This window comes from Paenibacillus sp. SORGH_AS_0306 (assembly GCF_030819345.1).
GTDB classification, from domain to species: domain Bacteria; phylum Bacillota; class Bacilli; order Paenibacillales; family Paenibacillaceae; genus Saccharibacillus; species Saccharibacillus kyungheensis.
The window spans coordinates 3,969,243-3,992,549 of sequence record NZ_JAUTBP010000001.1; the positions used below are offsets into that span (position 1 = coordinate 3,969,243).

Annotated in this window: 18 protein-coding genes; 2 read left to right on the forward strand and 16 right to left on the reverse strand. The window is 40.1% G+C overall.

The features are described from left to right. Positions 1–189 precede the first annotated feature (189 nt). Both QE450_RS17505 and QE450_RS17510 read left to right on the forward strand, forming a co-directional pair. On the forward strand, positions 190–1,926 hold the full coding sequence (locus QE450_RS17505) for an ABC transporter ATP-binding protein (RefSeq protein ID WP_307300897.1): 1,737 nt from the start codon (positions 190–192) through the stop codon (positions 1,924–1,926). After that, positions 1,919–3,727 carry an ABC transporter ATP-binding protein gene (locus tag QE450_RS17510; RefSeq protein WP_307300899.1) on the forward strand — a complete coding sequence of 603 codons (1,809 nt, stop codon included), beginning with the start codon at positions 1,919–1,921 and terminating at the stop codon, positions 3,725–3,727. The genes QE450_RS17505 and QE450_RS17510 overlap by 8 nt, the downstream gene beginning before the upstream one ends. 201 nt (positions 3,728–3,928) lie before the next feature. Here QE450_RS17510 and QE450_RS17515 read toward each other — a convergent pair whose 3' ends face one another. The 16 genes from QE450_RS17515 to QE450_RS17590 all read right to left on the reverse strand — a co-directional run bounded on the left by QE450_RS17515 (position 3,929) and on the right by QE450_RS17590 (position 23,119). Then, a complete protein-coding gene (locus tag QE450_RS17515) occupies positions 3,929–4,168 on the reverse strand; it encodes a hypothetical protein (RefSeq protein WP_301263618.1) in 240 nt (79 codons plus the stop codon). Between the two features lie 47 nt (positions 4,169–4,215). Beyond that, positions 4,216–4,686, reverse strand: coding sequence for a DMT family transporter (locus tag QE450_RS17520; RefSeq protein WP_307302745.1), 471 nt, complete (start codon positions 4,684–4,686; stop codon positions 4,216–4,218). Between the two features lie 32 nt (positions 4,687–4,718). Next, positions 4,719–5,420 (reverse strand): Crp/Fnr family transcriptional regulator, encoded by a 702-nt coding sequence (locus QE450_RS17525; protein WP_307300900.1) that lies wholly within the window; start codon positions 5,418–5,420, stop codon positions 4,719–4,721. A 21-nt stretch (positions 5,421–5,441) separates the two neighbouring features. Then, positions 5,442–5,867 carry a DMT family transporter gene (locus QE450_RS17530; RefSeq protein ID WP_273613837.1) on the reverse strand — a complete coding sequence of 142 codons (426 nt, stop codon included), beginning with the start codon at positions 5,865–5,867 and terminating at the stop codon, positions 5,442–5,444. A gap of 140 nt (positions 5,868–6,007) precedes the next feature. Next, a complete protein-coding gene (locus QE450_RS17535; RefSeq protein WP_307300903.1) occupies positions 6,008–7,795 on the reverse strand; it encodes a DEAD/DEAH box helicase in 1,788 nt (595 codons plus the stop codon). Between the two features lie 173 nt (positions 7,796–7,968). After that, on the reverse strand, positions 7,969–9,501 hold the full coding sequence (locus tag QE450_RS17540; RefSeq protein WP_307300905.1) for a SulP family inorganic anion transporter: 1,533 nt from the start codon (positions 9,499–9,501) through the stop codon (positions 7,969–7,971). 248 nt (positions 9,502–9,749) lie between these two features. Then, positions 9,750–13,463, reverse strand: a complete 3,714-nt coding sequence (locus QE450_RS17545) for a DUF5704 domain-containing protein (protein WP_307300907.1) — start codon at positions 13,461–13,463, stop codon at positions 9,750–9,752. A 1-nt stretch (position 13,464) separates the two neighbouring features. Continuing rightward, complete coding sequence (locus QE450_RS17550) at positions 13,465–14,409, reverse strand: copper amine oxidase N-terminal domain-containing protein (protein WP_307300909.1); 945 nt, start codon at positions 14,407–14,409, stop codon at positions 13,465–13,467. A 311-nt stretch (positions 14,410–14,720) separates the two neighbouring features. Further along, positions 14,721–16,391: an ABC1 kinase family protein gene (locus QE450_RS17555; RefSeq protein ID WP_274171700.1), complete on the reverse strand. Its 1,671-nt coding sequence runs from the start codon at positions 16,389–16,391 to the stop codon at positions 14,721–14,723. Between the two features lies 1 nt (position 16,392). Beyond that, entirely contained in the window at positions 16,393–16,713 is a 321-nt protein-coding gene (locus tag QE450_RS17560; protein ID WP_273613842.1) for a phasin family protein, read from the reverse strand. 238 nt (positions 16,714–16,951) lie between these two features. Beyond that, positions 16,952–17,626, reverse strand: a complete 675-nt coding sequence (locus QE450_RS17565; RefSeq protein ID WP_307300911.1) for a ThuA domain-containing protein — start codon at positions 17,624–17,626, stop codon at positions 16,952–16,954. A 172-nt stretch (positions 17,627–17,798) separates the two neighbouring features. Continuing rightward, entirely contained in the window at positions 17,799–18,554 is a 756-nt protein-coding gene (locus QE450_RS17570) for an NAD-dependent epimerase/dehydratase family protein (RefSeq protein WP_307300913.1), read from the reverse strand. Positions 18,555–18,596: 42 nt separating this feature from the next. Continuing rightward, entirely contained in the window at positions 18,597–19,763 is a 1,167-nt protein-coding gene (locus QE450_RS17575; RefSeq protein WP_307300915.1) for a TerD family protein, read from the reverse strand. Between the two features lie 136 nt (positions 19,764–19,899). Beyond that, positions 19,900–20,229, reverse strand: coding sequence for a hypothetical protein (locus tag QE450_RS17580; RefSeq protein ID WP_307300917.1), 330 nt, complete (start codon positions 20,227–20,229; stop codon positions 19,900–19,902). Positions 20,230–20,243: 14 nt separating this feature from the next. Next, positions 20,244–20,945: a pirin family protein gene (locus QE450_RS17585; protein WP_274171697.1), complete on the reverse strand. Its 702-nt coding sequence runs from the start codon at positions 20,943–20,945 to the stop codon at positions 20,244–20,246. A 164-nt stretch (positions 20,946–21,109) separates the two neighbouring features. Then, a complete protein-coding gene (locus QE450_RS17590) occupies positions 21,110–23,119 on the reverse strand; it encodes a methyl-accepting chemotaxis protein (protein ID WP_307300920.1) in 2,010 nt (669 codons plus the stop codon). Between the last annotated feature and the right edge of the window lie 188 nt (positions 23,120–23,307).

Here is a 23,307-nt window from a genome sequence, read left to right on the forward strand (position 1 = left end):
TTATTTCTATATGTTAATGAGTGTATTGTGATCTCATTATTTCAAATTTTATTTTCTTCATCATCTTATACTAATCTTGATCGAAATTATACTGCTGTCTAATCGATGCTTTACGAATAATCTGAATATACGTTAACATAAACATATGTGTGTTTAACGCTTACATATTTGAAGATAGAAGGTGCATCTATGATTGCTTTGCTAAAATATTTAAAGCCTTATCGTACTGCCGCATTACTGGCTCCTTTGTTAATGATGGTCGAAGTGATCATGGACTTAATGCAACCCAAATTAGTCGCTAGTATTGTCGATCAAGGAATTATGAAAGGTGATCTCGGTCATATTCAGCAGACCGGATTACTGATGATTGGGCTCGCTTTGATCGGGATGTTAGGCGGGATTGGCTGTACCATCTATGCCAGTATCGCTTCTCAACATTTTGGTGCAGATATTCGGGCAGAGTTGTTCCAGCATATTCAGCGCTTTTCTTTTCACAATCTAGATCGCTTTTCTTCAGGTTCTTTAATTACACGACTGACGAATGATGTTGTGCAATTGCAGAATTTAGTGTTAATGGCTTTGCGTATGTTAGTGCGTTCCCCTCTATTATCTATCGGTAGTCTGATTATGGCTTTTACGATTAGTGTTAAATTAGCGATTATTTTGTTGATTGCTATGCCTATTTTACTGGTGACATTGATATGGATTATGCGGACAGCTTTTCCTATTTTCAGCCGGGTGCAAGCAGAGTTAGATCAGGTCAATACAGTGACTCAAGAGAATCTAGCAGGGATTCGGGTGATCAAAGCTTTTGTACGGGCTATTCATGAAAATAAACGATATGATGTCGTCAATCAAGATTATACGAATATTGCGATCAAAGCGAATCGAGTAGTTGCTCTAATCGGGCCAATTATGATGTTAATTATGGATGTCTGTATTGTAGCTGTGCTCTGGTTCGGGGGTGGACTCACCAAAACAGGTGCTTTGCCTGTAGGTGATCTGATTGCTTTTATCAACTATGCGACACAGGTACTCATGTCTCTTATGATGTTGAGTATGACTCTGATGTCTGTGTCTCGTGCTACTGCTTCAGCAGAACGGATCAATGAAGTATTGCATACCGAACCTGATATTAGTGCCCCTGCTCAACCGATTACACCTGATCCACATCAAAAAGGACGACTTGAATTTCAAAATGTTTCTTTTGCTTATGATGCTCATTCTCCTGCGGTATTGGATCAGATTAGCTTTGTTGCTACAGCAGGACAGACGATTGCAATTCTAGGAGCTACCGGTGCAGGCAAGTCCAGTCTAGTTCATCTGATTCCGCGGATGTATGATGTCACCGGTGGAGCTATATTGGTCAATGATGTGGATGTACAGCAATGGGATCTTGATCAACTACGTAGCTCAATCGGAATCGTGTTGCAACAAGCATTATTATTTAGCGGTAGTATCCGTGATAATATCCGTTACGGTCGACCAAATGCATCACAAGAAGAAGTAGAATCGGCTGCTAAAGCGGCGCAAGCTCACGAATTTATAGAAAAACTGCCTGAAGGTTATGATACGTTACTTGGACAACGGGGAGTTAATTTATCTGGAGGTCAAAAACAGCGGTTATCGATTGCACGTGCGTTACTGATTCAGCCTCCACTTCTTATCATGGATGATAGCACCAGCGCTGTCGATCTGCGTACAGAAGCATTGATTCAAAAAGCGCTTGAAGAACGATTATCTGCCAGTACACGCTTGATTATTGCTCAGCGTATCACTTCTGTACTGGATGCTGATCTGATATTGATTATGGAAGATGGCCAAATTATTGATCGTGGCGATCATGCTTACTTGATCAAGCATAGTACAGCTTATCAAGAAATATATCGTTCGCAATTAGGACAGGAGGTTGAAGCTCATGGGTAATCCGATGATGCCCGGTAGAGCCGGGCGATCAAATAGCGCTCCTGTCAAAGCGAAAAATGCCAAAGGAACGGTACGCCGTCTCTGGGATTATTTACGTCAACAACGCAAAGGTCTGTTGCTTGTATTTCTATTAACGTTACTAGGGACAGCATTCAATCTGATTACTCCCTATTTGCTGGGAACAGTCGCTTTTGATCGCTACATTTTAACAGGTAATTATGCAGGTTTAGCTCAGCTTTGTGTATGGTTACTCGCTCTATATGTAGTCGCTAGTCTGACCAGTTGGGTACAAGCGTATATTATGACTGCTGTCTCACAACAGACAGTATTTCAGATTAGACGTGATCTATTCAAACATCTACATGACTTGCCATTGCGCTTTTTCGATACACATAGCAGTGGTGATCTGATGAGTCGCTCTACCAATGATATAGAAAATGTAACGACCACACTCAATCAAAGTGTTGTACAGATTATGACCAGTGCTCTTACTCTGGTCGGTACGCTGACTATTATGTTAGTGCTCAATATTTGGTTAACACTGGTTACACTCGTGACTGTACCGATTATGTTCTGGCTCACACGATTGATCACCCGTCATACCCGTCGCTATTTTGGAGCGCAACAAAAAGAATTAGGCGGACTCAATGGATATATCGAAGAAACGGTATCCGGTCAAAAGGTTGTCAAAGCCTATGTTCAAGAATCTCGCAGTCTGTCTGAATTTAACGATATTAATCACCGCTTACTGCATGCTAGTATTCGCGCGCAGAGCTGGTCAGGCAATATTGGACCGGTCATGAATCTGGTGAACAATATTAGTTATGCGTTGATTGCTTTGTCGGGTGGATGGTTATTTTTGCAAGGAATGACCAGTGTAGGGGTAATCGTCAGTTTTCTTAGTTATTCGAAGCAATTCAGTCGACCGATCAATGAACTGGCAAATCAATTCAATTTACTGCAATCTGCTATTGCTGGAGCCGAACGTGTATTTGAAGTATTGGACGAACGCCCTGAAAGTACAGATGATGAGAAAACAGCTGTACACCAATTGCCTGCTCAAGTGCATGGTGAAGTGATTTTTGAGCATGTTCAATTTAGCTACAAAGCAGGCTCACCCATTTTGCGAGATGTGTCTTTAACCGCTAAGCCCGGGCAGACGATTGCTCTTGTTGGTCCTACTGGAGCAGGTAAAACAACGATTATTAATTTGCTAACCCGTTTCTACGAAATTGATAGCGGTACAATTACGATCGATGGTGAAGATATTCGTCTACTGGATAAAGAAAATTTGCGTAGCCGGATCGGGATTGTGTTGCAAGATGCTTATTTATTTTCCGGTACAGTACGCGATAATATTCGTTATGGACGGTTGGAAGCCACCGATCAAGAGATTGAAGAAGCCGCCAAGCTGGCGAATGCCCATTCCTTTATTCACAAATTACTAGAAGGCTATGATTCGATTCTCTCCGCAGACGGAAGCAATCTGAGTCAAGGGCAACGCCAATTGCTAACGATAGCCCGCGCGATTCTTGCGAATCCATCTGTGCTTATTCTGGATGAAGCAACCAGTAGTGTGGACACACGTACAGAAATGCATATTCAGACAGCGATGAAGCAATTGATGCAAGGACGTACTAGCTTTGTTATTGCTCACAGGCTGAGTACGATTCGTGAAGCTGATCAGATTCTGGTCATCCAGAGTGGTGAAGTGGTAGAGCGTGGAACTCATGATGAGTTACTTCAAGCAGGTGGATTCTATCATGATCTGTACCAAAGTCAATTCAATCGAGTGGTGTAGTGGAGTTAAGTGGATCATTTTCACTTCAATAAGCGTATATGGTTCTTGGATTGTCGCATTTATAGATCACAGCAACTAATCGAATAACATTCTACTGTAAAATACAATAAAGAATAACCCTCTAGCATGTGAATACTCTAAAGGGTTATTCTTTATTTTTTATGATTTTGGGCTGTTTTTTTTGTAAATTTATATTTTCAGTTACCGATTGGTATCTACTAATTCACCAGGATTCTCTGTATTCCGAGTGATATTGATAATAATCAAAAAGTTAGATTTTTGTTTGGATTTTGATACTTTTACGACTTGATGTACTTCTACATAATCATGTTCATACTGCTTCTGACTACGTACAATCTCTTGAAGAGTATTTGCTAAAGAAGTCTGCTCCCAATTAGCAACAGTAAGATCGATATATGTTTGGAATTTTTGAATCGTCATTGTGTTATCCATTTCTTATTGAGTGATTAATCTGTAGATTGTACACCTTAGTCCGTTAAGGTTGATTTCACTTTGCTTTCTTTACGTCCACCGAATTTGAATACAAGTATTCCGCCAATAATAACTAGAACCCCGATCAATTTAGCCGGTGTAAAAGGAATCTTTTCTAATCCTAACCAGCCCAGCGAATCCCACAATAGTGCGGTTCCAAGCTGTGCTGTGAGTACGATCGAGATCGCATATGTAGGGCCTAATCGTCTCATTCCTTGCACCAGACAGAACACAACACCGACACCGATCATGCCGCTGAACCAGTACCATAATTGTACATGTTGAAGAGTAAATGTATTTTTCCCTTCAAAAATCAGACTTGCTAGTAACGAAGCTACAAATCCCATAAATAGGACTAACATCGTTGTTGTCCATGAACCTGTTCGTTCATTGACTTTATTATTAAATACAGTCTGCATACTTACCAATGCTCCTGCAATCGCCGCCAAAACAATACCAAATAATATCATGTCACTGCTCCTACCTGTTTCATCTATAATTACTCATAAATATTATGCCCTGCTAATGATTGTAACCCTGCTCGATTCTGAATGATTAAATACTCTGACGTGCGCTTGACCAATCCGTCATGAGCTAATTTCTGAATGACACGATTGAGATGCCGATAACTGGTACCGATCAGATTGGCTACATCGACCAGACTGGAAATACGCAATTCTTCATAACCATCTGCTGGATCTTCATCACAAGCTACAGACAGCATATAACTGGCTAACCGAATTTCTACCGGATACATAAGATTAAAGCGAGAATAGTTAGAACTGCTATAAAATTTACGAGTCATCATTTGTAGCAAAAATTGCAGCAAAGGTACATGGTCACTCCCATATTGAACTAACCATTTACGATGAATACGCAGAAAGTGTACCGAAGATACTGCTTCAACCGTATTAATCACTTTATCGTTGCCATTGATATATTCGACATCACCTATAAATTCAAGTGGAGTTTTGAAGCATAGAATTAATGTTTTGCCTTCTTGTGAAGTCGTATAAATTTTGATCTTCCCATGAACTAATATATCCAGATGCTCAATATCATCACCTTGTGTGCACAAAATATCTCCTTGTTCCAAGCGGAATACCGATAGATACGGAAATAAAACTTGAGGAAAATGGTCTCCCAAATCGTGCAACTTCCAGTAATACTCAACCTGCGCTTGATCTTGATTATCGTTCATCGTATTTGCTCACCTTTTTGCTCAGAATTTCAAAATAATTACACCTGCAATCATCATCGCTAACCCTATAAATTGAGGCATCTTCATCTTCTGCTTCACGACACCGAACCAACCGTTAATATCAATAATAAAAGTTAGACACAACTGAGCAATCAATAGCGCCGAAATCGTTAACGTTACCCCGATCTGCTGTATAGCGGTAACTTCGGTAAAAATAATAATCGCAGCAAATGCACCACCTGCTAAATAAAGAGGTTTGACCTTTTTGTAATCGCCAAGCTTTCCATCACGTACAAATAACCAGATCAAGGCAGCGATAATAAAGCCTGTTAACTGCGTAATCGTAGCGGCTTGCCATGTTCCAATATCTTGACTGATACGTGTATTCGCTACCCCTTGTAACGTGATACAAGCTCCGCCTAATAAAGCAAATAAAATTCCTTTCATCGTTGCTAATTCTCCTTATGATTTAGACATTTCTTTGTACTCTTATTAAAAACGATCTTTCCCTTAGAGATAAAGGACATATGTCCCAAACCTCATCATAAAAAATCCCCTTTACGATCAAAGGGGATAAAATAGGACTATTAACGTTTGCCACCACGACGGGCATTATCTGACGGACGACTAGAAGAACGACCACCACTACTAGGCTTGCCTGTAGAAGGACGGTTGTTGCGTCCACCGTTACTGCTACTATTTTTGCCATACGTGCGTTCTGCACGACCGCTACCTGTACCTTCGCTACGACGTCCACCAGCGTTGCTGTTACTTCCAGCTCCACCGTATTCGCGTGTACGATCTGAATCGCCTGACGAAATTGTACGACCTTTAGAAGCATCTCTGCGGAAAGAAGGAGCATCGTCTGTGCGACGTGTTGGTCTTGGAGCAGAACCACTACCTGAACGTGCTTGATCTTTACGACCATAACTACGTTCCGGGCGTTCACTGCGAGCACTTGACTCTTTTGCTTCTGGACGAGCAGTCGTACGTACAGAAGGTGTAGATTCTCTGCGTTCTCCACGTTTACCTGTGCCACCTTTACTTGCAAAACGATCACGTTCTGAAGTAGAAGAAGAACGACCACGACCGCCTGATCGTCCACCTGAAGATTCTTCGCGATAAGCACCACGACGTGCATCTCCACGTTTACCATCTTTTTTGCGATCTTGATCACGAGATTTATGATTAGCACGTCTGCCTGCTTTGGCTTCTACATTAGACAACAATTCACCAGAATCATCTGACTCTATCGATGTGCGAGCAATTTGACGCTCTAATTTCTGTGAAGTTCCTTGTTCGATTGCTTGTAATTCATCACGATCATGTGGAGTCACAAATGTGATCGCTTTTCCTGTTTCACCTGCACGACCGGTACGTCCGATACGGTGAATATAATATTCAGCATCTTGTGGAATATCGTAGTTGAATACATGTGTTATTCCTTCTACATCAATACCACGAGCCGCTACATCAGTCGCAACCAATAATTGCAATTTCGCTTCACGGAACGCGCGCATCACTTGCTCACGTTTGTTTTGAGACAAATCGCCATGAAGTTCATCCGAAGAATAACCCAATTCTTTAAGCTGTTGATTCAGTTCAGCCGCCCGTTTTTTGGTACGACAGAAGATCACCGCTAGATATGGTTTTTCTTTTTCCAAATATTCACGTAATGCAGGTAGCTTACCACGAGGAGTACACTCTACCACTAATTGACGGATCAATTTCAACGGTACACTTTCAGCAGGACCGACACGAATATCTTTTGGTGTACGCATATATTGCGCAGATAGACGACGAATACCGTCAGGAATTGTTGCGGAAAATAACATCGTTTGACGTGCTGGAGAAGTAGCATTGATCATTTTTTCAACATCAGGCAAAAATCCCATGTGTAGCATTTGATCGGCTTCATCCAGTACCAGTGTACGAATCTTCGTTAGATCCAGTGTACCTCTACCCATATGGTCAATCAGACGACCCGGTGTACCCACAACAAGGTGACATCCACCTTCAAGCTTGCGTAATTGACGTTCTACATCTTGTCCACCATAAGCAGCAAGAATACGTACACCTTCATAAGCAGCGGCTAATTTGTTTGCTTCCGTTGCAATCTGTAGAGCCAACTCACGTGTTGGTGCTATAATCAGCGCTTGAGGTGCTCCAACGGCGTTCAAGTTTAACTTTTCAAAAATTGGCAGTAAAAACGCTAACGTTTTACCTGTACCTGTTTTGGCTTGAACGATTGCGTCTCCGCCTTTAAGTAATCCCGGAATCGACATCTGCTGTACTTCGGTAGGCTGTGTGATTCCACTGGAAGCCATAAGCTCTACGACATTCGGCGAGATGCCGAACTCATTAAAATTTTTCAACTCTATTCACCCATTCTTGTGATCTTTATTCAGCAGCATTTCAAAAAATGCTCTCGTAAAAAGAAGCACCGGTAGATACCGATGCTTACATCTATAACGTCATTTAAAAGTCCGTAGTATGCCATTTTGGATAAACTGCTCTAGCGTCAATATACCGCTTATTTCTAGTTACGTCAATGTCCTGAAGACAATGCAGTTGTTCCTAATTTTTCAAGCAGGAGACGACTTTCTTCATTTAAGCCACGAATATGCACTTCTTTATTCACAGCTTTATACTTTTCTTTGACTTTGGTAATCCCGATAACAGCCGAGTGATCCCAAATATGTGAACGGGTAAAGTCGATCACAATCTGTTCTGGATCATCATTTGGCACAAATTGATCTACAAAATAACTCATCGTCCCAAAAAACATCGGTCCACTCACTTCATAGACTTTCACCTGTGCTGGTTGTGCTGTACCCTGTTCTATAGAAGAAGTTGTATTCTGTTCTACTTTGTTCAATAGATTAGGGTTAGAGATGATATTGCCTGATTCCATCGTTGCAGTGATATGAATACGAGACATTTTCCAACCAAATAGCAATGCACTCATGACTACACCTACGCCGACACCGATAGAAAGGTTATCTGTAGCCACGACAATAGCAACTACCGTCACCATAATAATCGCTTCTGACAAAGGAATTTTATGAATCGTCACTAATGAGCGCCAGCTAAAGGTACCAATAGATACCATAACCATAACACCAACCAGAGCGCCCATCGGTACTTCACGTACAATATTACCGAGTACTAACAATAAGAATAATAAAAATACCCCTGCGGTTAATGTAGACAATCGTCCACGTCCACCGGATTTGATATTAATTACCGATTGTCCGATCATCGCACAACCTGCCATACCGCCAAAAAATCCGTTAACGATATTAGCAATTCCTTGTCCGCGAGCTTCCCGATTTTTATCGCTTTTGCTATCTGTCATTTCATCTAATATCGTTGCAGTTAACAGCGATTCCAATAGACCGACAAAAGCAAGCGAAATCGAATACGGTAAAATAATCAGCAACATATCCAAAGATATATCGATCATTGGTAAATGAAAAACAGGCGGTTGATTCGATAACTGCCCCATATCGCCTACGGTACGTACATCCAAATGAAGGAAATACGTTAATAACGACATCACAATAATCGCAACCAGTGGTGCAGGCACTGCTTTCGTGAAGCGTGGCAAAATATAGACAATCGCCAGCGTTCCTATCACCATCGCATACATGATCCAGTTCGCCCCAACAAACTGTGGCAATTGCGCCATAAAAATAACAATCGCCAGTGCATTAACAAATCCAGTCATGACTGATTGGGGGATAAAGGTAATAAATCGCCCGATCTTAAACCAGCCGAGTAATACCTGAAAAATACCTGCTAAGATCGTGGCTGCGAATAAATATTCAACACCATGATCGCGTACAAGATCAACTACCAGTACTGCCATTGCGCCTGTAGCCGCCGAGATCATCCCGCTGCGTCCACCTGCAATAGAGATAACAATTGCGATACAGATTGAAGCATATAATCCAACCATTGGATCAACACCAGCAATAATCGAGAATCCGATCGCTTCGGGAATAAGAGCCAAGGCTACAGTAATACCGGCAAGAAGGTCTCCCCGAACATTACCAAACCATTGTTGTTGTAGATTCATGATCATCCTCTTTCCTTGTGTGGAACATAACGAATCTGCCCGGACGTTAAAAACTTTCCGAACGAATATCGCAGACAGTATTCATTATGATATTAAATTCAAAATAAGTAGATTGCTTTCCTCTCGCGGGAAAACAGAGCCGTAGGTACAGATAGATTTTCATTATACAAAATTTTCTCTATAAAACCTACATCTTTTTTTGATGAATTTAAAATATATTGATAGAGGTTCATCTATAGCTAGATAGATTAATGGGTCACCGAAGATTGGAAATCACTTCGACTTCCTTTATTCGCATGATAAAATAATACGTCTCCATCTTTTAACTGAAACTCAAATCCCCATGGATCTACAACGTGCTTTTGAAATCCTTCCAGTTGCCATTGATTAATCAGTGGAGCATTGATATATTGCAAATGTGGCTTCTCCAAATCATTATTCTGAATCGTTTCTATATTAAAGTTAACAACAATATAGCCATCTTTCAGAAAAACGGATGAATGCTCGTCTAATCCTTTTGCGCTACTATAAGCTGGATTCGACTGGATATTGTTATCTACAGAAGGGTCTGCTGTTGTCTGCTTTCGATTTGTATTCGTTGAGCCTGTAAATTGTTCTAAAGCTGTACCTTGTTTGACAACTAGAACATCCGCAGGTAGGCTATATTCCCCGTACCATTTCTGCACCGCTGCTAATGAACGCATCGTATTATTTCCTTCTGGCAAATTAGTCTGTGGGCCGATCAAAGTACGTAGTGGCTGAGTCAACAATAGTTGAGTAAATGTGCCTACATTCACTTTGCGCGTACGACTAGCCTGTTGGAACATGTGAACAGCTTCTTCGGCATTGTTCGGTGATATTATGTTATTTTCTACTGGTGAAACGGATGAAGATATCGTAGAAAATCCATTGAAAGAAGAAGCTTCATTAGCATTGTCCATTTTTTGCGCTAAAGATTGTAATTGTTCTGCTGTAATTTCCCAAGAGATGCCCGTCAGATTTCGCCATAATGAAGTAGTTGCACGTTCTAGAATAACTTTCCAGATAGCAGAATCGGGTGCATTTGCAGAGATAGCTGTAGATTTGCTTGCCCCACTAGTATTGCTCTGCATCGGCTTATTCTGTTGAGAAAAATGAGTTTGTTGTAGCAACAGATCATACATATACAGTGCTGTATTTTTTAATTCATCGTCAGGTACATTTCGCAAAGGATCGTTCAAAATAGTATAGCGCTGTACTTTATCTTGCGGTGAACCGATCTTTATTAGATTCTCAGTAGCTGTCGAATAATACAAATCAACTGGAAAAGGGGTTCCACCTTCACGCGGAACATAACTAAAGGTCGGTGTAATACGTATACTGTCTTGTGCTCCAAACATATTGCCTTTAGTTTTGAGATCGAATTTGAAATGGTAACCTGTTTTCACCGCTAGATTACGATAAAACGGATGGCTACCCTGACGAACAGGAAGTACATAAGGCGTATTATTTCCACGGGGTGCGCCATCTATTCCATTGGCTCCTACCCAATACGAAGCTTGATCAGGTACATCGATATTTTCCCACGGACGGAACACAATCTGCCAGTTATAATCGGCAATATCTGTAATATGAAAATCATACACTCTTCCAATCACATCTACAGGTACACTTTCAACAGCTACATGATTGTCCAAAGTCACATTCGCATTACGTTGTACTGTAAAAGAAGTCGGTGCATTTTCTGCAATCGTACGAAATAGAATCTGGTATTTCCCTTCATCTACCCATACCGGCAAAAAGAAAAAGGTATCGAGTTGTGTCACTGGCACATCAACCCATGTATTTTTCGGAATAAATATTGTCTGCTCCTTGTTATACACATCGAAAGGAAATTGTACTTGCTTGGTACGGACATACTTCGCATAATCTCGATGACCATAACCAGGATAAGTAATATGCTGTCCTGTGGTTGGAATCCGTACAGAAAAAGGACGATCTAAAATCAAAGCTGAACTGTATAGGTCAGGTGTTGTTTTCTGATTGTGCTTCTGGTCATCCGAGACAAGAGAGTAATTTACAACAGGTGTATGTACAGTTACGGTATTGATGCCTGTAATCGGAAAATTCTGATCTCCACTACCTTGCACATGTTGCTCTAACATCTTGTAATAGATTGTTCCTGTTGCTATTGTATTGGCTTTGTTAATAAGCTTAGGGCTAATAAGCTGAGACCCTACATATAACACTTTTTCGCTAGAATCTTTGAATGAGCGAATTTGACGGGGTACGGGGATTTCTTTGGGCGTAGGAGCTGTTTTTAGAATCCATTCTCCATTCATCACTTCCGTATCTTTTCCTTCAAAAGAGAACTGAATAGCATCATTTTTGACTTCCGCATCATCTGTGTTACCTTCTGCAATGTTCTTTAATTTGGATTCATCATTCGGTGTTCTTGGACGACCTTGTTTACCACCATCTAATGTTGGTGGAGAATATTTCACCAGAATATCATCATCAGGCTTAACATGGTCTTCTACTTTATCGCTATGTTCTAGTTCTACATTAGGTGGAGTATAACCAGTCGTAGGTATAGATACTTTTCCACCAGGTAGAGCATAGTTAGACATTGTAGCTTGATCTAGACCGAGTACTTCAAGTACTTTGATCTTCCAGTAATCATAGTCTCTTGTATACGAAAAATTGTAAGTCTTCGTATCTGTATCTGATTTAGAAACCCAACGTTCGTTATCTCCACTTCCACGCTTTTCTTTCCACTTGAGCTTATAAACTACTTTGACTTTGCATTTGTATTCTACTTGGCCATCCATATTATCAAATTCATGCTGGAACAAATAATTATATCCCCATGCATTGGCATATAAATGCTCAGAAGTCGGTATTGCCCGAGTCGCATCAAAGTGACGATCATTAGTATTGTCATCTGCTAGGATATGACCTTGTGCTTGTGGATCTAATAGTGATTTATTTGTTGTCGTTTTCACAGTGGGTGGCAAGATTGTATATTCGCAAAGACTGTCTTCTTTGGGAGGCTCTGGAGGTACAGTACATTCTTCTGCATCAGGATCAAGTTCACATGGATCTGAGATTACATCATAGTACTGATAAGCAATATACTTTTCAAAAGAGCCAGAGTATTTAAATTTGGGTGGATCCCCTGTTATCATCTCTCCTGTAGGATCTTCGCCAGTCGTACTCTTTTTATATCCAACATATTTGTATTTTGGATTCTCTGGATGCGTAAAAACATATTCTGTACCTGGCTTCATCTCTTCGATACGAGGAGGAAAAACATCGTTAAGAGATTTACCATCTTTGGTTTTGTAGTATACGTTTAATTCTGAATCTAGTTCGATGGTAAATAATACTGGAGCAAAGATACGATAACCCTTAACTCCGTCATTACAGCGATCCCCACAATTCTCTGTAATATTTTTAGTTTTTCCAGAATTGGTATTCAACTTCATATTAATTTTAAATGGAATGGATGCAGTATCTGTACCTATTCCAGAAGTGGTAAATGACAGTGTGTTTTCTTTGCCACCATTAGATACAATCTCCGCATAATTTTCCCAATGATCAGTACGAGAAGCTTCAAAATAAACTAAGTTATCCGCAGTAGGTTTAAACTGTTCCGCAGTTATACTTTTTATTTTACGATTAGGAAACTTGAAAATATAGTCTTGTACAGCTTCTCCAAAGTCCCCCACTTGAGGTTGTTTTTCTAAATCCCACGTTGTTCCTTTCCACATATCAAAGTACATCATACCCACAAAATAACGCTTGTTTGCATCTGTGGCATCTGGAGACTCATTTTTATAAAAACTAACGGGTGTAACCGCACTATTTGATTCAGCAGCAAAAGAAGTATGATTTGCTGGGAATACTAAAGTAGGTATTAAAAATATAATTACTAAAAATACAGAAATAAAAGCACGATATTTAAATAAAAAGGAAGCCATATTAGTTTCTCCAAGGATTAGTTACAATAACTAAGCTAGTCTTAGAGGCATTAACCAAGTTAATGTATTTGATATCTTTTAGAGATAAGTTTTTTTTATCAACGATTCCATCCAAATCTACGTCAGCTCTTGAATAAATTTCGTAAAAGTTATACTCGGTACCATCCGCATTTTTTTTAGTCATATCCTCTCTGGGCATCCGATATCGAGCATCCCCTTTGTCTGTGAGGAGTAGAATATTATTAGTTTTTCCCGTAGAACGAACTTTTAAATACTCAGCTCCAGCTTGACTATAGGGTTCCATGCTGTAAATAGATATATCCGCTAGAGTTGTTGCTGGAAAATCATTGAACTTGACATTAACAGCTCCAGTATAGGGAGTACTTCCAAGATGTTTTAGAAAGTAAAAGTTATTTTTCATCGAAGCGAAGTATGTTCTATAAGGCTCCAGAGATTGTGTTTTTAGATTTAACTCATCAATTTTTAGAGTTTTTTTACTTCCAATCCACACCCACTTGCCAATTTGATCCCAATTCACTGTTTGTCCAAGTCCTTCACTAACAAGACGTAACGGTACAAACGTGCGACTTTGTTTTAAAATAATCTTACTATCATACGTCTTACTTTCACCATCGACTACTGCTGTAGCTGATCCGACTGTCATAGAGACAGTATGCTTGTCAGTTTTTAAAGTAACAATCTGCTTTCCTCCAGCCTTACTCCATCCCACTTTAGCGCCCAATTTTTCAGATACAAATCGAATAGGTACCATCACCGCATTGCTATCATCTTGAAAAGGTTTGGCATCTGGAAATGCCATTTTGCGTGCATCTAATAACACTTCAATTTGTGGTTTATTATTCGCTGCATCCACTTGAGGTACAGTTACACCTACTCCTGTAAATAATATCATTGCCGCAAGTACAGTCATCATTTTCTTTTTCATTTTCTTTCCCCCTGAATAAAATATAGGCAATATAGACTAATATGTATCTTAAGAACTACAAAATTCATTATAAAAGATAATTCGCTTTCTTCCAAGACCTAATCTTTATAGCTGAATTTGGAAAATAAAACACCTTCATATATAACTATATGTGAAATATACAAACAAAAAACGGACTACTCCCTTGAAAAAGGAATAGCCCGTATGCTTTACGAACAAATAGGTATTAAGTTATATCTGTATAAGTATATCGACTCAGAAAGAATACCACATCATTTGAAATCTGTAAATCTCCAAATATAACGTTTTTTCTAAAATCGACCTGATTTGAAAATAGCATAAAATAGCCAAATCACCATCAATGTAGCAATCACAAAACCAATCTCGACTACAGGGAATCCCCATAGAATCGGTGTCTGATCTCGTAATGATGAACCGACAATAAGACCGACCATAATAATACTAAAAGCCAGCAATACTATACTAAAAGCCAGTCGGTTACTGATCTGATCCATTTTTTGCATCATATCTTTAACTTCAGGTACGCTGACTTCTATTCTCATTTTACCGGTGCGAATCATACGAGATAATTCGGATGCTTGCCTCGGTAGATCGGTTAGCATTTCAACAGCATGTAATGCTCCATCTGTGATACGTTGACGAACTTTATTAGGCGCATATTTATCTCGTAACAACTTGCGTCCAAAAGGTTCTGCCATACTCAAAATACTCAGCGATGGATCTAACCGTTCAATCACACCTTCAAGTGTGATCAATGATTTGCCCAACAACGTCAAGTCCGGCGGTATCCCGATCCGGTAACGACGCACCACATCAAACATTTCATTCAATGCACTGCCTAGATTAATACGGGAAAAAGGAACATCATAATACTGCTCTCGCATACGCTCAAAATCGCTACGCAGTGCAGACATATTCACATCTTCCGGTACAAAACCTAATCTCATGACCGCACGGATCATACTGTCTGTGTTTTTACGTAACAACGCTATAATAAGTGCTGTCAGATGACTTTTCATTTCACTACTCAGTCGTCCCATCAGTCCAAAATCAAGAAAAGCAATACGTCCATCACGCAAAGCCAGTAGATTACCTGGATGCGGATCGGCATGGAAAAAACCATCGATAAAAATCTGCTGCAACATCGAATCAACCAGATGTTGCGCCACATTTCCCAAGTCTAGTCCTTGCTCTATAATCTCTTCTCGTTTCCCTAAAGCAATCCCGTCGATATACTCCATCGTCAACACACGAGCAGACGTATAATTCCAGTACGTTACAGGAATATGGATATTCCGATCACGTTCAAATTGACTTGCAATCCGTTCCATATTACGTCCTTCGACACTGTAATCTAATTCTTCGCGCATAGACTTGGCAAATTCTTCAACGATTTCTTCCAGTTGATATTGAGAAGCCCATTCCATATGCTTTTTGATCAACCCTGTTAGATCACGCAAAATTTCCAGATCACGATTAACGATACGTGACACGCCAGGACGTTGCACTTTGATCGCTACTTTTTCTCCAGAATGTAAAGTGCCCAAATGTACCTGTCCGATCGATGCTGCTGCTACAGGCACATCTTCAAACGACTCGAACACTTCTTCAATCGGTAAACCTAGCTCTAATTCTATAATTTTTCGCGCTTCGGTTGCAGGAAATGGAGGGACTTGTTCTTGTAGCTTCGTTAATTCTTTAATAATATTTTCAGGCAAAAGATCAGAGCGTGTACTCGCAAGCTGACCTAACTTTACAAAAGTAGGACCTAGTTCTTCGAGTACCAGACGGATACGTTCTCCTAGCGTGCGAATACCGTGTACTTCACGACGTGCCAGTCGAAGCGGAATCGCTAGCATCTGGTGTAATCCGAGTTCCTCGACCATATAACCAAAGCCATGACGCATGAGCGCCATGGCTATTTCTCTATACCTTCCGGCATGCCGGATATGAAGAGCCATCTTATTCCGGTTGTTGCGGTGATTCCAGTTCGGCAAGACGCTTCTCGAGAACCGTGATCCGCTCATTCAATTGTTCTGTGGTTTCTTTAGTTGGCACTTCCAGTTCAGTTAGCACTTTCTGAACTTGTCCACGAATCCATGTTTTCACTTGGTTCTGTTCTTCTTCGCCACGATCCATAAGTTTGTTTACCAATGCACGCGATTCAGAAGGAGCCAATTCTCCACGTTTTACCAAATCTTCTACCGTTTTTTCTACTTTTTCTTTGCTGACAATCGTAAGTCCAAGACCTAGCGAAACTGCTCGTTTAAATAAATCGCTCATTTTCATTCCTCCTGTTGTATACTTCCATTCATCTACACTAAGTATTCTTTACCTAACAGAAGCCCTGCACATTGCCATAGTCCGGTCACTTCTTCATGACCGACTCATGGCAACATGCCCATGTCTTTGTCGATCTGTTATTAGTATAACGTCTAAAAGCAGATATGCCTAATTTCTGTATATCCAATATGATTGATATGGCTAGATAGGATGCTCTACAGATCTGTAAGAATATATTCTAATTTTCAGCATCCAGACCAGCGCCCCACAATATGCTTTGCACTACAATTTTGCGATATTCAGGATAGTCAAAAGAAGCCGCATGATGACCTGGCATCAAATACACGATTCGACCTAATCCATACTCAGAACACCATGCCGCCGGCCATGTAGTTCCATCTAGATTATACTCCATCAGTATTGTACGTTCTGCCGCTGATAGCAATGAAAATTCATATGGCTCTTCATCCATCGAAAATGAAGAAATACCTTTCATAATCGGATGGCTTGGAGAAGATACACACATATTTAATTGCTGATAATCAGTATGCCCACGGTAGACAGCTCCCATTAATAACTTCATTTCATGTCGCTGTTCTTGCATCGATACGCCTGCATGAATGATTAGTAACCCGCCACCATTCACAACATATGAGATAATGCCTGCGGTATGTTCAACACTGAACTTTTTGTCAAACGTATCTGTATACGAAATACACAGATCATACGCTTCCAAACGTTCAGCAGTGAACATATCGTAGTCATCAGTTACATGTAATTCCCAGCCTTCAGGCATCAGCTTACGAATCTCTTTTTCAATTGGTTCTAGAGGATGATATGGTGCTTCCTGATGATAATCTCCAATTAAAATAGCTTGCTTGATGTAAGTTTTGCGATCAGGTTGTACTTTCATAAGACAAGTAATCTCCTTTACATAGAGTGTTGACAGAAATTCCGCTTCCTATGTATGATTACCCTTTTCTTGCAAAAATCCGACAAACAAATATATTTAATTACATTTGATAGGTATTTAAGTATGAGAAAAGAGAAACGCTAAATAGACGCAGAGGTTCATATATTTGATATTAACGCGGGCTATCATACAACGAAATGTCACTAAGAGCGAATGCATCCGACTTGGGATCATAGCCCACTTTCTTTTTCGTATCATCCAAAGAAAGACGCTTAAACCGATTATCTGATATTCCATGAAGAATAGCAAAAGGCTCAAGATCGGTAGCAATGATCGACTTATAAAATAGATCACACATATCTGCTGGACTGAGATATGCGCTCATATCACGTGCTTCAAGTGTCGGCCCTTCTGCCTTAAAATCATCATACGCACCAATACGAATCGCAATACTCTGTAGCCCTTCGGTATATGCAAAATACGAAGCTAATGATTCTCCAAAGCACTTGCTCACACCATACAGATTCCGTGGTCTTGTCGGCATATCAGGATAAATTTGAGCATCGATTGGATACCCTTCTATCGTCTGTGCACTGCTTGCTAAAATCACTCGCTGTACACCTTGATCTTGGGCAGCTCGGAAAATATTAAACGTTCCTTTGATATTATTATCTAACAACGATTCGTAAAATCCTGCATCTGGCAAAGGATCTCCTGCTAGATGAATTACGATGTCGATGCCTTCACAGGCTTGCTGACAAGCTTCGGGATCAGTGATATTGAGGGTCATAATCTCATGCTTGGTCTGCTGATAACCCTGTAATCGATCGGTATGCAGATCCGCAAGCCGTAGTTGGAACTTATCTTGTAAATATGCGGTCAGTTCGCTTCCAATTTTGCCAGCGGCTCCAGTGATAAGGATATTCATAGGTCAGCTCCGATCTTGTATCTATTTTTTTATGGATGATCTTCAATCTTTAAATTCTTCTGGACCTGCATCCATTTTGAATGTGCCGTCTTCGTACAACCAGGGGCTTGCTTCTACACCTCTACCTGAATACTGTTCGACATGACTGATACGAGTAGCATTTACATCGGTAAAATCAATATGAGCAATCGCTACCCAATATGCATAATTATTTTTTTCATGAAGTGGAGAAGTAATCACTTGTCCTTGATGGTTGTCGACCACTGCACGTACTTTCATTGATTTAAAGCTACCTGTTCCATTGCTTACCGCGCTATATGCGGCAAATAGTACATATTTCAAAGCATCTGGTCGATGAATTTGAATCGTTTCTTTACCATGTGTTAACGCATCTCCATCCAGCGTAATATAAGGTGTTTCATGAATAGAGCCTAGATTTCGATAATAGACTTTACCTACTTGATTGGCTTGCGTAACATAAAAGCAGTATAGATCTAAATCTTTTTTCGTTTCCCATTCGAGTGTGGCTGTAATTGTCGGAGATTTTTGGATATTGATACTTTCTTTCTTTTTCAGTTCAATCTTCATTAATGATACCGGAGCAACAGTTACAGGCGGAGTTGATGGAGTTACTTCTACAGCAGGAGCCGATGGAGCAACATCATCGTCTACAGACAGCCCAAAATTCTGTACTAATGCAGATAATCCGCCGTTAAATCCGCTACTAATCGCATTAAATTTCCATTCTTCATTATGTAAATATATTTCGCCTACCACAATCGCTGTCTCGCTACTTAACCCTTCACCAAAAGAGAACGTAATCAGTTCTTCATTGGTCAACGGATCATAAATACGACAATTCACTTGCTGTACGTCTTGAAATGAATGATTATGATTGCCTTCTTCATGAATCGTTAATGTGATTGCAATCTTCGAAATATCAGATGGAATCTTACTCGGAGTGATCTGAATGATTTCCCGGTCTTGAGGGCTTTGATCAGAATGAGTAACCGCTTGTTGTCGACTACTTTGCTGGTTATAAAAGATCATATCTTCGTCTTGCGTACAAATTCCAGCATTATTGAGTAAAAAAGCAGAAGCATTAATATCCAAATTTGCTGTAGCCGTTTCCCAGTTCAATCCGATCGCAATCTGCGATAACGCACGACCTTTGGTAATATCAACTTTTTGTCCTTTAGTGATTTGCATGCTGTTTCCTCCTAGTTGTAGAAATGATTGGTATATCATTATTTAAACCATAAGTAGACTAAAGACCTCAAAATAGCTATATAGAGCATAGCACAATGAGGTCTTACAAATCATTTAAAAAGACTGTTCGTTACAACTATTCTAAATACTCTGACGGTAGATAGACAATCTCTGATGATGCTTCAATTATCAATTGTTGTTGGTCTGCTTGATACTGTACACCATGTTCTTTGACATAATACCAGTGTTTGATCTGAGGAGCATCTTCAGGTAATTCAAAGCGAAATAGATTCAGTTCATTTTGCAAAGTAAGAATATCTTGTACGATCTCTTCAGGTGCGCCGACCAAAGTCATTCGGAATCCACCTGCGGGTAAATCGATTAATTCATAGGTAAATGAATGTTTATTGTTATTCAATAATTCAAGGCCTGTCACTGCATGCTTAACCATAACGGTTTCTTTCATCAGCACTATTCCTCCTAAGGCAAGTCGATCAGCAAGAAAAAGACCGGTTCTTCTGCTGTCATCTGCAAATGAGTTTCTTGTTCGATTCGTACAGCATCACGCTTGGAGAGCAGATGCTCTTGGTTCATCGTCAGACTGCCTTGAATTACAAATACATACGTACGGCGATCTGGATGCTGAACAAATTTGATCTCTTGTCCTTTTTCGAGGCGACTAAGATAAATAGTCATATCTTGATGAATCGTCGCCTGATTCTCGCCACCCTGACGACTCACAATCGGCAACAATTGACCATTTAAGGAAGCAGGATTATACGATGAACTCATATAAGAAGGCTTCAACCCGCGCGCTTCCGGTTCAAACCATAACTGCAATAGATTACAATGGGTCTCGTCAGAAGCATTATGCTCTGTATGCACAACCCCTGTACCCGCAGACATCCGCTGTACACCGCCAAAAGAACTAACCGCTACATTTCCCAGATTGTCTTCATGACGAAGTTGACCTTCCAGTATAATCGAGACAATTTCCATATCGCTATGGGGATGAGCACCGAATCCACGTGAAGGAGCAATCACATCATCATTAAAGACACGAAGAGGTCCAAAGCTCACATTATTCGGATCTTGATATTCACTAAATGAAAAGCTATGACTGCCTTGTAGCCAACCTCGATCAAAGCTAAACCGCTCTGCTGATGGATATACTGTAAACATATTTTTTCCTCCCTGGGTAGTCGATCTGCTGTACTTTGATAATGTATTTACTGAATTATTGTAACAAACTTACTAATATAATGTAAAATATAAAATAATAAAAACCGTTGTCTCAATATATATGGGACAACGGTTGATGTGTTGAAACTTTTCTTTATTACTTTTTATACTTTAAAACGAGATACCAATTGTTGTAACTGTTCTGCAAGACGAGTCAAATCGGTAGCTGCACTGGATACTTCTTGCATCGAAGCGAGTTGTTCTTCGGCTGCTGCTGAAATCGTCTCAGTATTGCTTGCCGCTTGTTCAGAAATGCTAGCGATATCTTCAATCGCTTCTACTACTGCATCTGCATCATTATTTAAATGATCTGTCGTTCCAGTTACATCGTTCATTTTACGAGAGACTGCTTTGATAGCGCGGTTAATTCTAGAGAACGAACGTCCAGATGTATCAACAGCTAGAATACCTCCGTTTACATTCTCTTTCGCCTGATCCATAACTTCTAGCGATTGAGCTACGATGCCTTGCATGCCTGTAATAAGGTTACCGATACGCTCTGCCGATTCACCCGATTCAGATGCAAGCTTACGCACTTCATCGGCAACGACAGCAAATCCTTTACCATGTTCGCCTGCTCTTGCCGCTTCAATTGAAGCATTTAACGCTAGCAAATTAGTCTGTTTGGCAATATTACGGATCAAATCAACAATCCCACCAATTTCACTAGATTGCGTATTTAGACTTGCAATAATTTCGCTTAATCGATCAACAGTTAATTGAATTTCAAAGATCTGTTGAGTTACATTAATAACCGATTCATTTCCTTTAGCAGAAGCTGTGGCTGCATCGCTCATACTTTGGCTTACTTCAGCTACGTGACCAGAAATCTCAGACACACGTTCTGACATACGATGGATTGCATCTGCGCCTACTGCGACTCCTGTTACCTGACGTTCACTGCCTGTAGAAACTTCTTGAATCGCCATAGTTACATGTTCAACAGAACGACTGGTTTCTTCTGCTCCAGCTGCTAGTTCTTCCGAAGCGGAAGATACATTGTCTGTCGTATCTCTTACTTTCTCAATCATCTCACGCAGACTAGCGACCATTATCGTAAAGTCACGCGCTAGATCACCGATCTCATTATTTTTACGCTGATCAATCTGGATCGTGAGATCGCCCTCACTGATTTGTTGAGTCGTTTTGCGTAGACTCAATAAAGGTTTCATAATCATATTGATACAAAAAGCTACAATGATCGCTGCTATCACAATAGCGATAATAATAATCACTAAAGCTTGATTACGAATCGGTTGAACAGCTTCAGCAATTTCGCTTGTATACATCGTACCTGCGATTTTCCAGCCGGTTTCTTTGTTGGTGAGAAAGACCATCTTTTTCGGCTCACCTTTAAATGTATAATCAATCGTACCATTGTCTTTGGAATACATTGTATCCAGATATTCCCCTGCTGCTACCTCACCTGTCACACCATTACGTGTCACAATATATTTCTTTTCTGTATCTAAAATAACGACATAACCTTCGCTACCTACATTAATATCTGCTAGTTTAGAAATACTTTCTAGATTTAATGAAATACCTAATACCCCCGAATTATCTGGTAAAGTATGCGCCAGAATCACTACAGGAAGTTTGCTCGAGTTGATAACAACAGGTGTCATAATCGTTTGACCGGGAGAAGCTTGAGCTAATTTATACCAATCTCGTTCACGCGGATCATAGCCGTTCTCATTTTCTTTAGGTACGCCGCGAATCATCGTTCCATCCGGTGTACCGACAAATGTATCGATAGCTTCAGGATGTTCGCCAAGATATTGTGCTAATTTGGGAACGATTTCTGGACTCAATCGGCCATCGATCATCGAACTGTTAAATACACTTGATAAATATTCAGCATCATGCATTTTGGTCGCAATGGCATTGCTGATAAATAGATTAGCTGTTTGTACACTTTGGGTTGCACTGGCAATCAAATGATCTTGTACTTCTTCTTTTGCTTTATCGTACATACTTACACCAATCACTAAACTTGGCCCTAGCAAAATCAAAGCAAATGCTACAATTAATTGATTACGTATAGACCACCGAAAAGAAGATGATGTAGTTGTTTTTTTGCTTGGTTTAGGCATTTTCATCCTTTTTTTCATAAACCCCACTCTTTCTATAAATGAATACAGATGATTTTGATGTCTGTTGCTCATCATCTACAATTTGCTAGTACTGTATATATCGCCTAAACCATGTTAGTTTTGTAGATGTAACACAAAAAACCGACAATATCTCAAAGATATTTTGTCGGTTTTTGTTTGTTTCGTATTCATTTCATACAAATATA

Excerpts from the sequence above, each read along its gene's own strand:
- QE450_RS17505 (WP_307300897.1), top strand. The coding sequence starts at position 190 with ATGATTGCTTTGCTAAAATATTTAAAGCCTTATCGTACTGCCGCATTA.
- QE450_RS17510 (WP_307300899.1), top strand. The coding sequence starts at position 1,919 with ATGGGTAATCCGATGATGCCCGGTAGAGCCGGGCGATCAAATAGCGCT.
- QE450_RS17515 (WP_301263618.1), bottom strand. The coding sequence starts at position 4,168 with ATGACGATTCAAAAATTCCAAACATATATCGATCTTACTGTTGCTAAT.
- QE450_RS17525 (WP_307300900.1), bottom strand. The coding sequence starts at position 5,420 with ATGAACGATAATCAAGATCAAGCGCAGGTTGAGTATTACTGGAAGTTG.
- QE450_RS17530 (WP_273613837.1), bottom strand. The coding sequence starts at position 5,867 with ATGAAAGGAATTTTATTTGCTTTATTAGGCGGAGCTTGTATCACGTTA.
- QE450_RS17540 (WP_307300905.1), bottom strand. The coding sequence starts at position 9,501 with ATGAATCTACAACAACAATGGTTTGGTAATGTTCGGGGAGACCTTCTT.
- QE450_RS17545 (WP_307300907.1), bottom strand. The coding sequence starts at position 13,463 with ATGGCTTCCTTTTTATTTAAATATCGTGCTTTTATTTCTGTATTTTTA.
- QE450_RS17550 (WP_307300909.1), bottom strand. The coding sequence starts at position 14,409 with ATGAAAAAGAAAATGATGACTGTACTTGCGGCAATGATATTATTTACA.
- QE450_RS17555 (WP_274171700.1), bottom strand. The coding sequence starts at position 16,391 with ATGGCTCTTCATATCCGGCATGCCGGAAGGTATAGAGAAATAGCCATG.
- QE450_RS17560 (WP_273613842.1), bottom strand. The coding sequence starts at position 16,713 with ATGAGCGATTTATTTAAACGAGCAGTTTCGCTAGGTCTTGGACTTACG.
- QE450_RS17565 (WP_307300911.1), bottom strand. The coding sequence starts at position 17,626 with ATGAAAGTACAACCTGATCGCAAAACTTACATCAAGCAAGCTATTTTA.
- QE450_RS17570 (WP_307300913.1), bottom strand. The coding sequence starts at position 18,554 with ATGAATATCCTTATCACTGGAGCCGCTGGCAAAATTGGAAGCGAACTG.
- QE450_RS17575 (WP_307300915.1), bottom strand. The coding sequence starts at position 19,763 with ATGCAAATCACTAAAGGACAAAAAGTTGATATTACCAAAGGTCGTGCG.
- QE450_RS17580 (WP_307300917.1), bottom strand. The coding sequence starts at position 20,229 with ATGAAAGAAACCGTTATGGTTAAGCATGCAGTGACAGGCCTTGAATTA.
- QE450_RS17585 (WP_274171697.1), bottom strand. The coding sequence starts at position 20,945 with ATGTTTACAGTATATCCATCAGCAGAGCGGTTTAGCTTTGATCGAGGT.
- QE450_RS17590 (WP_307300920.1), bottom strand. The coding sequence starts at position 23,119 with ATGAAAAAAAGGATGAAAATGCCTAAACCAAGCAAAAAAACAACTACA.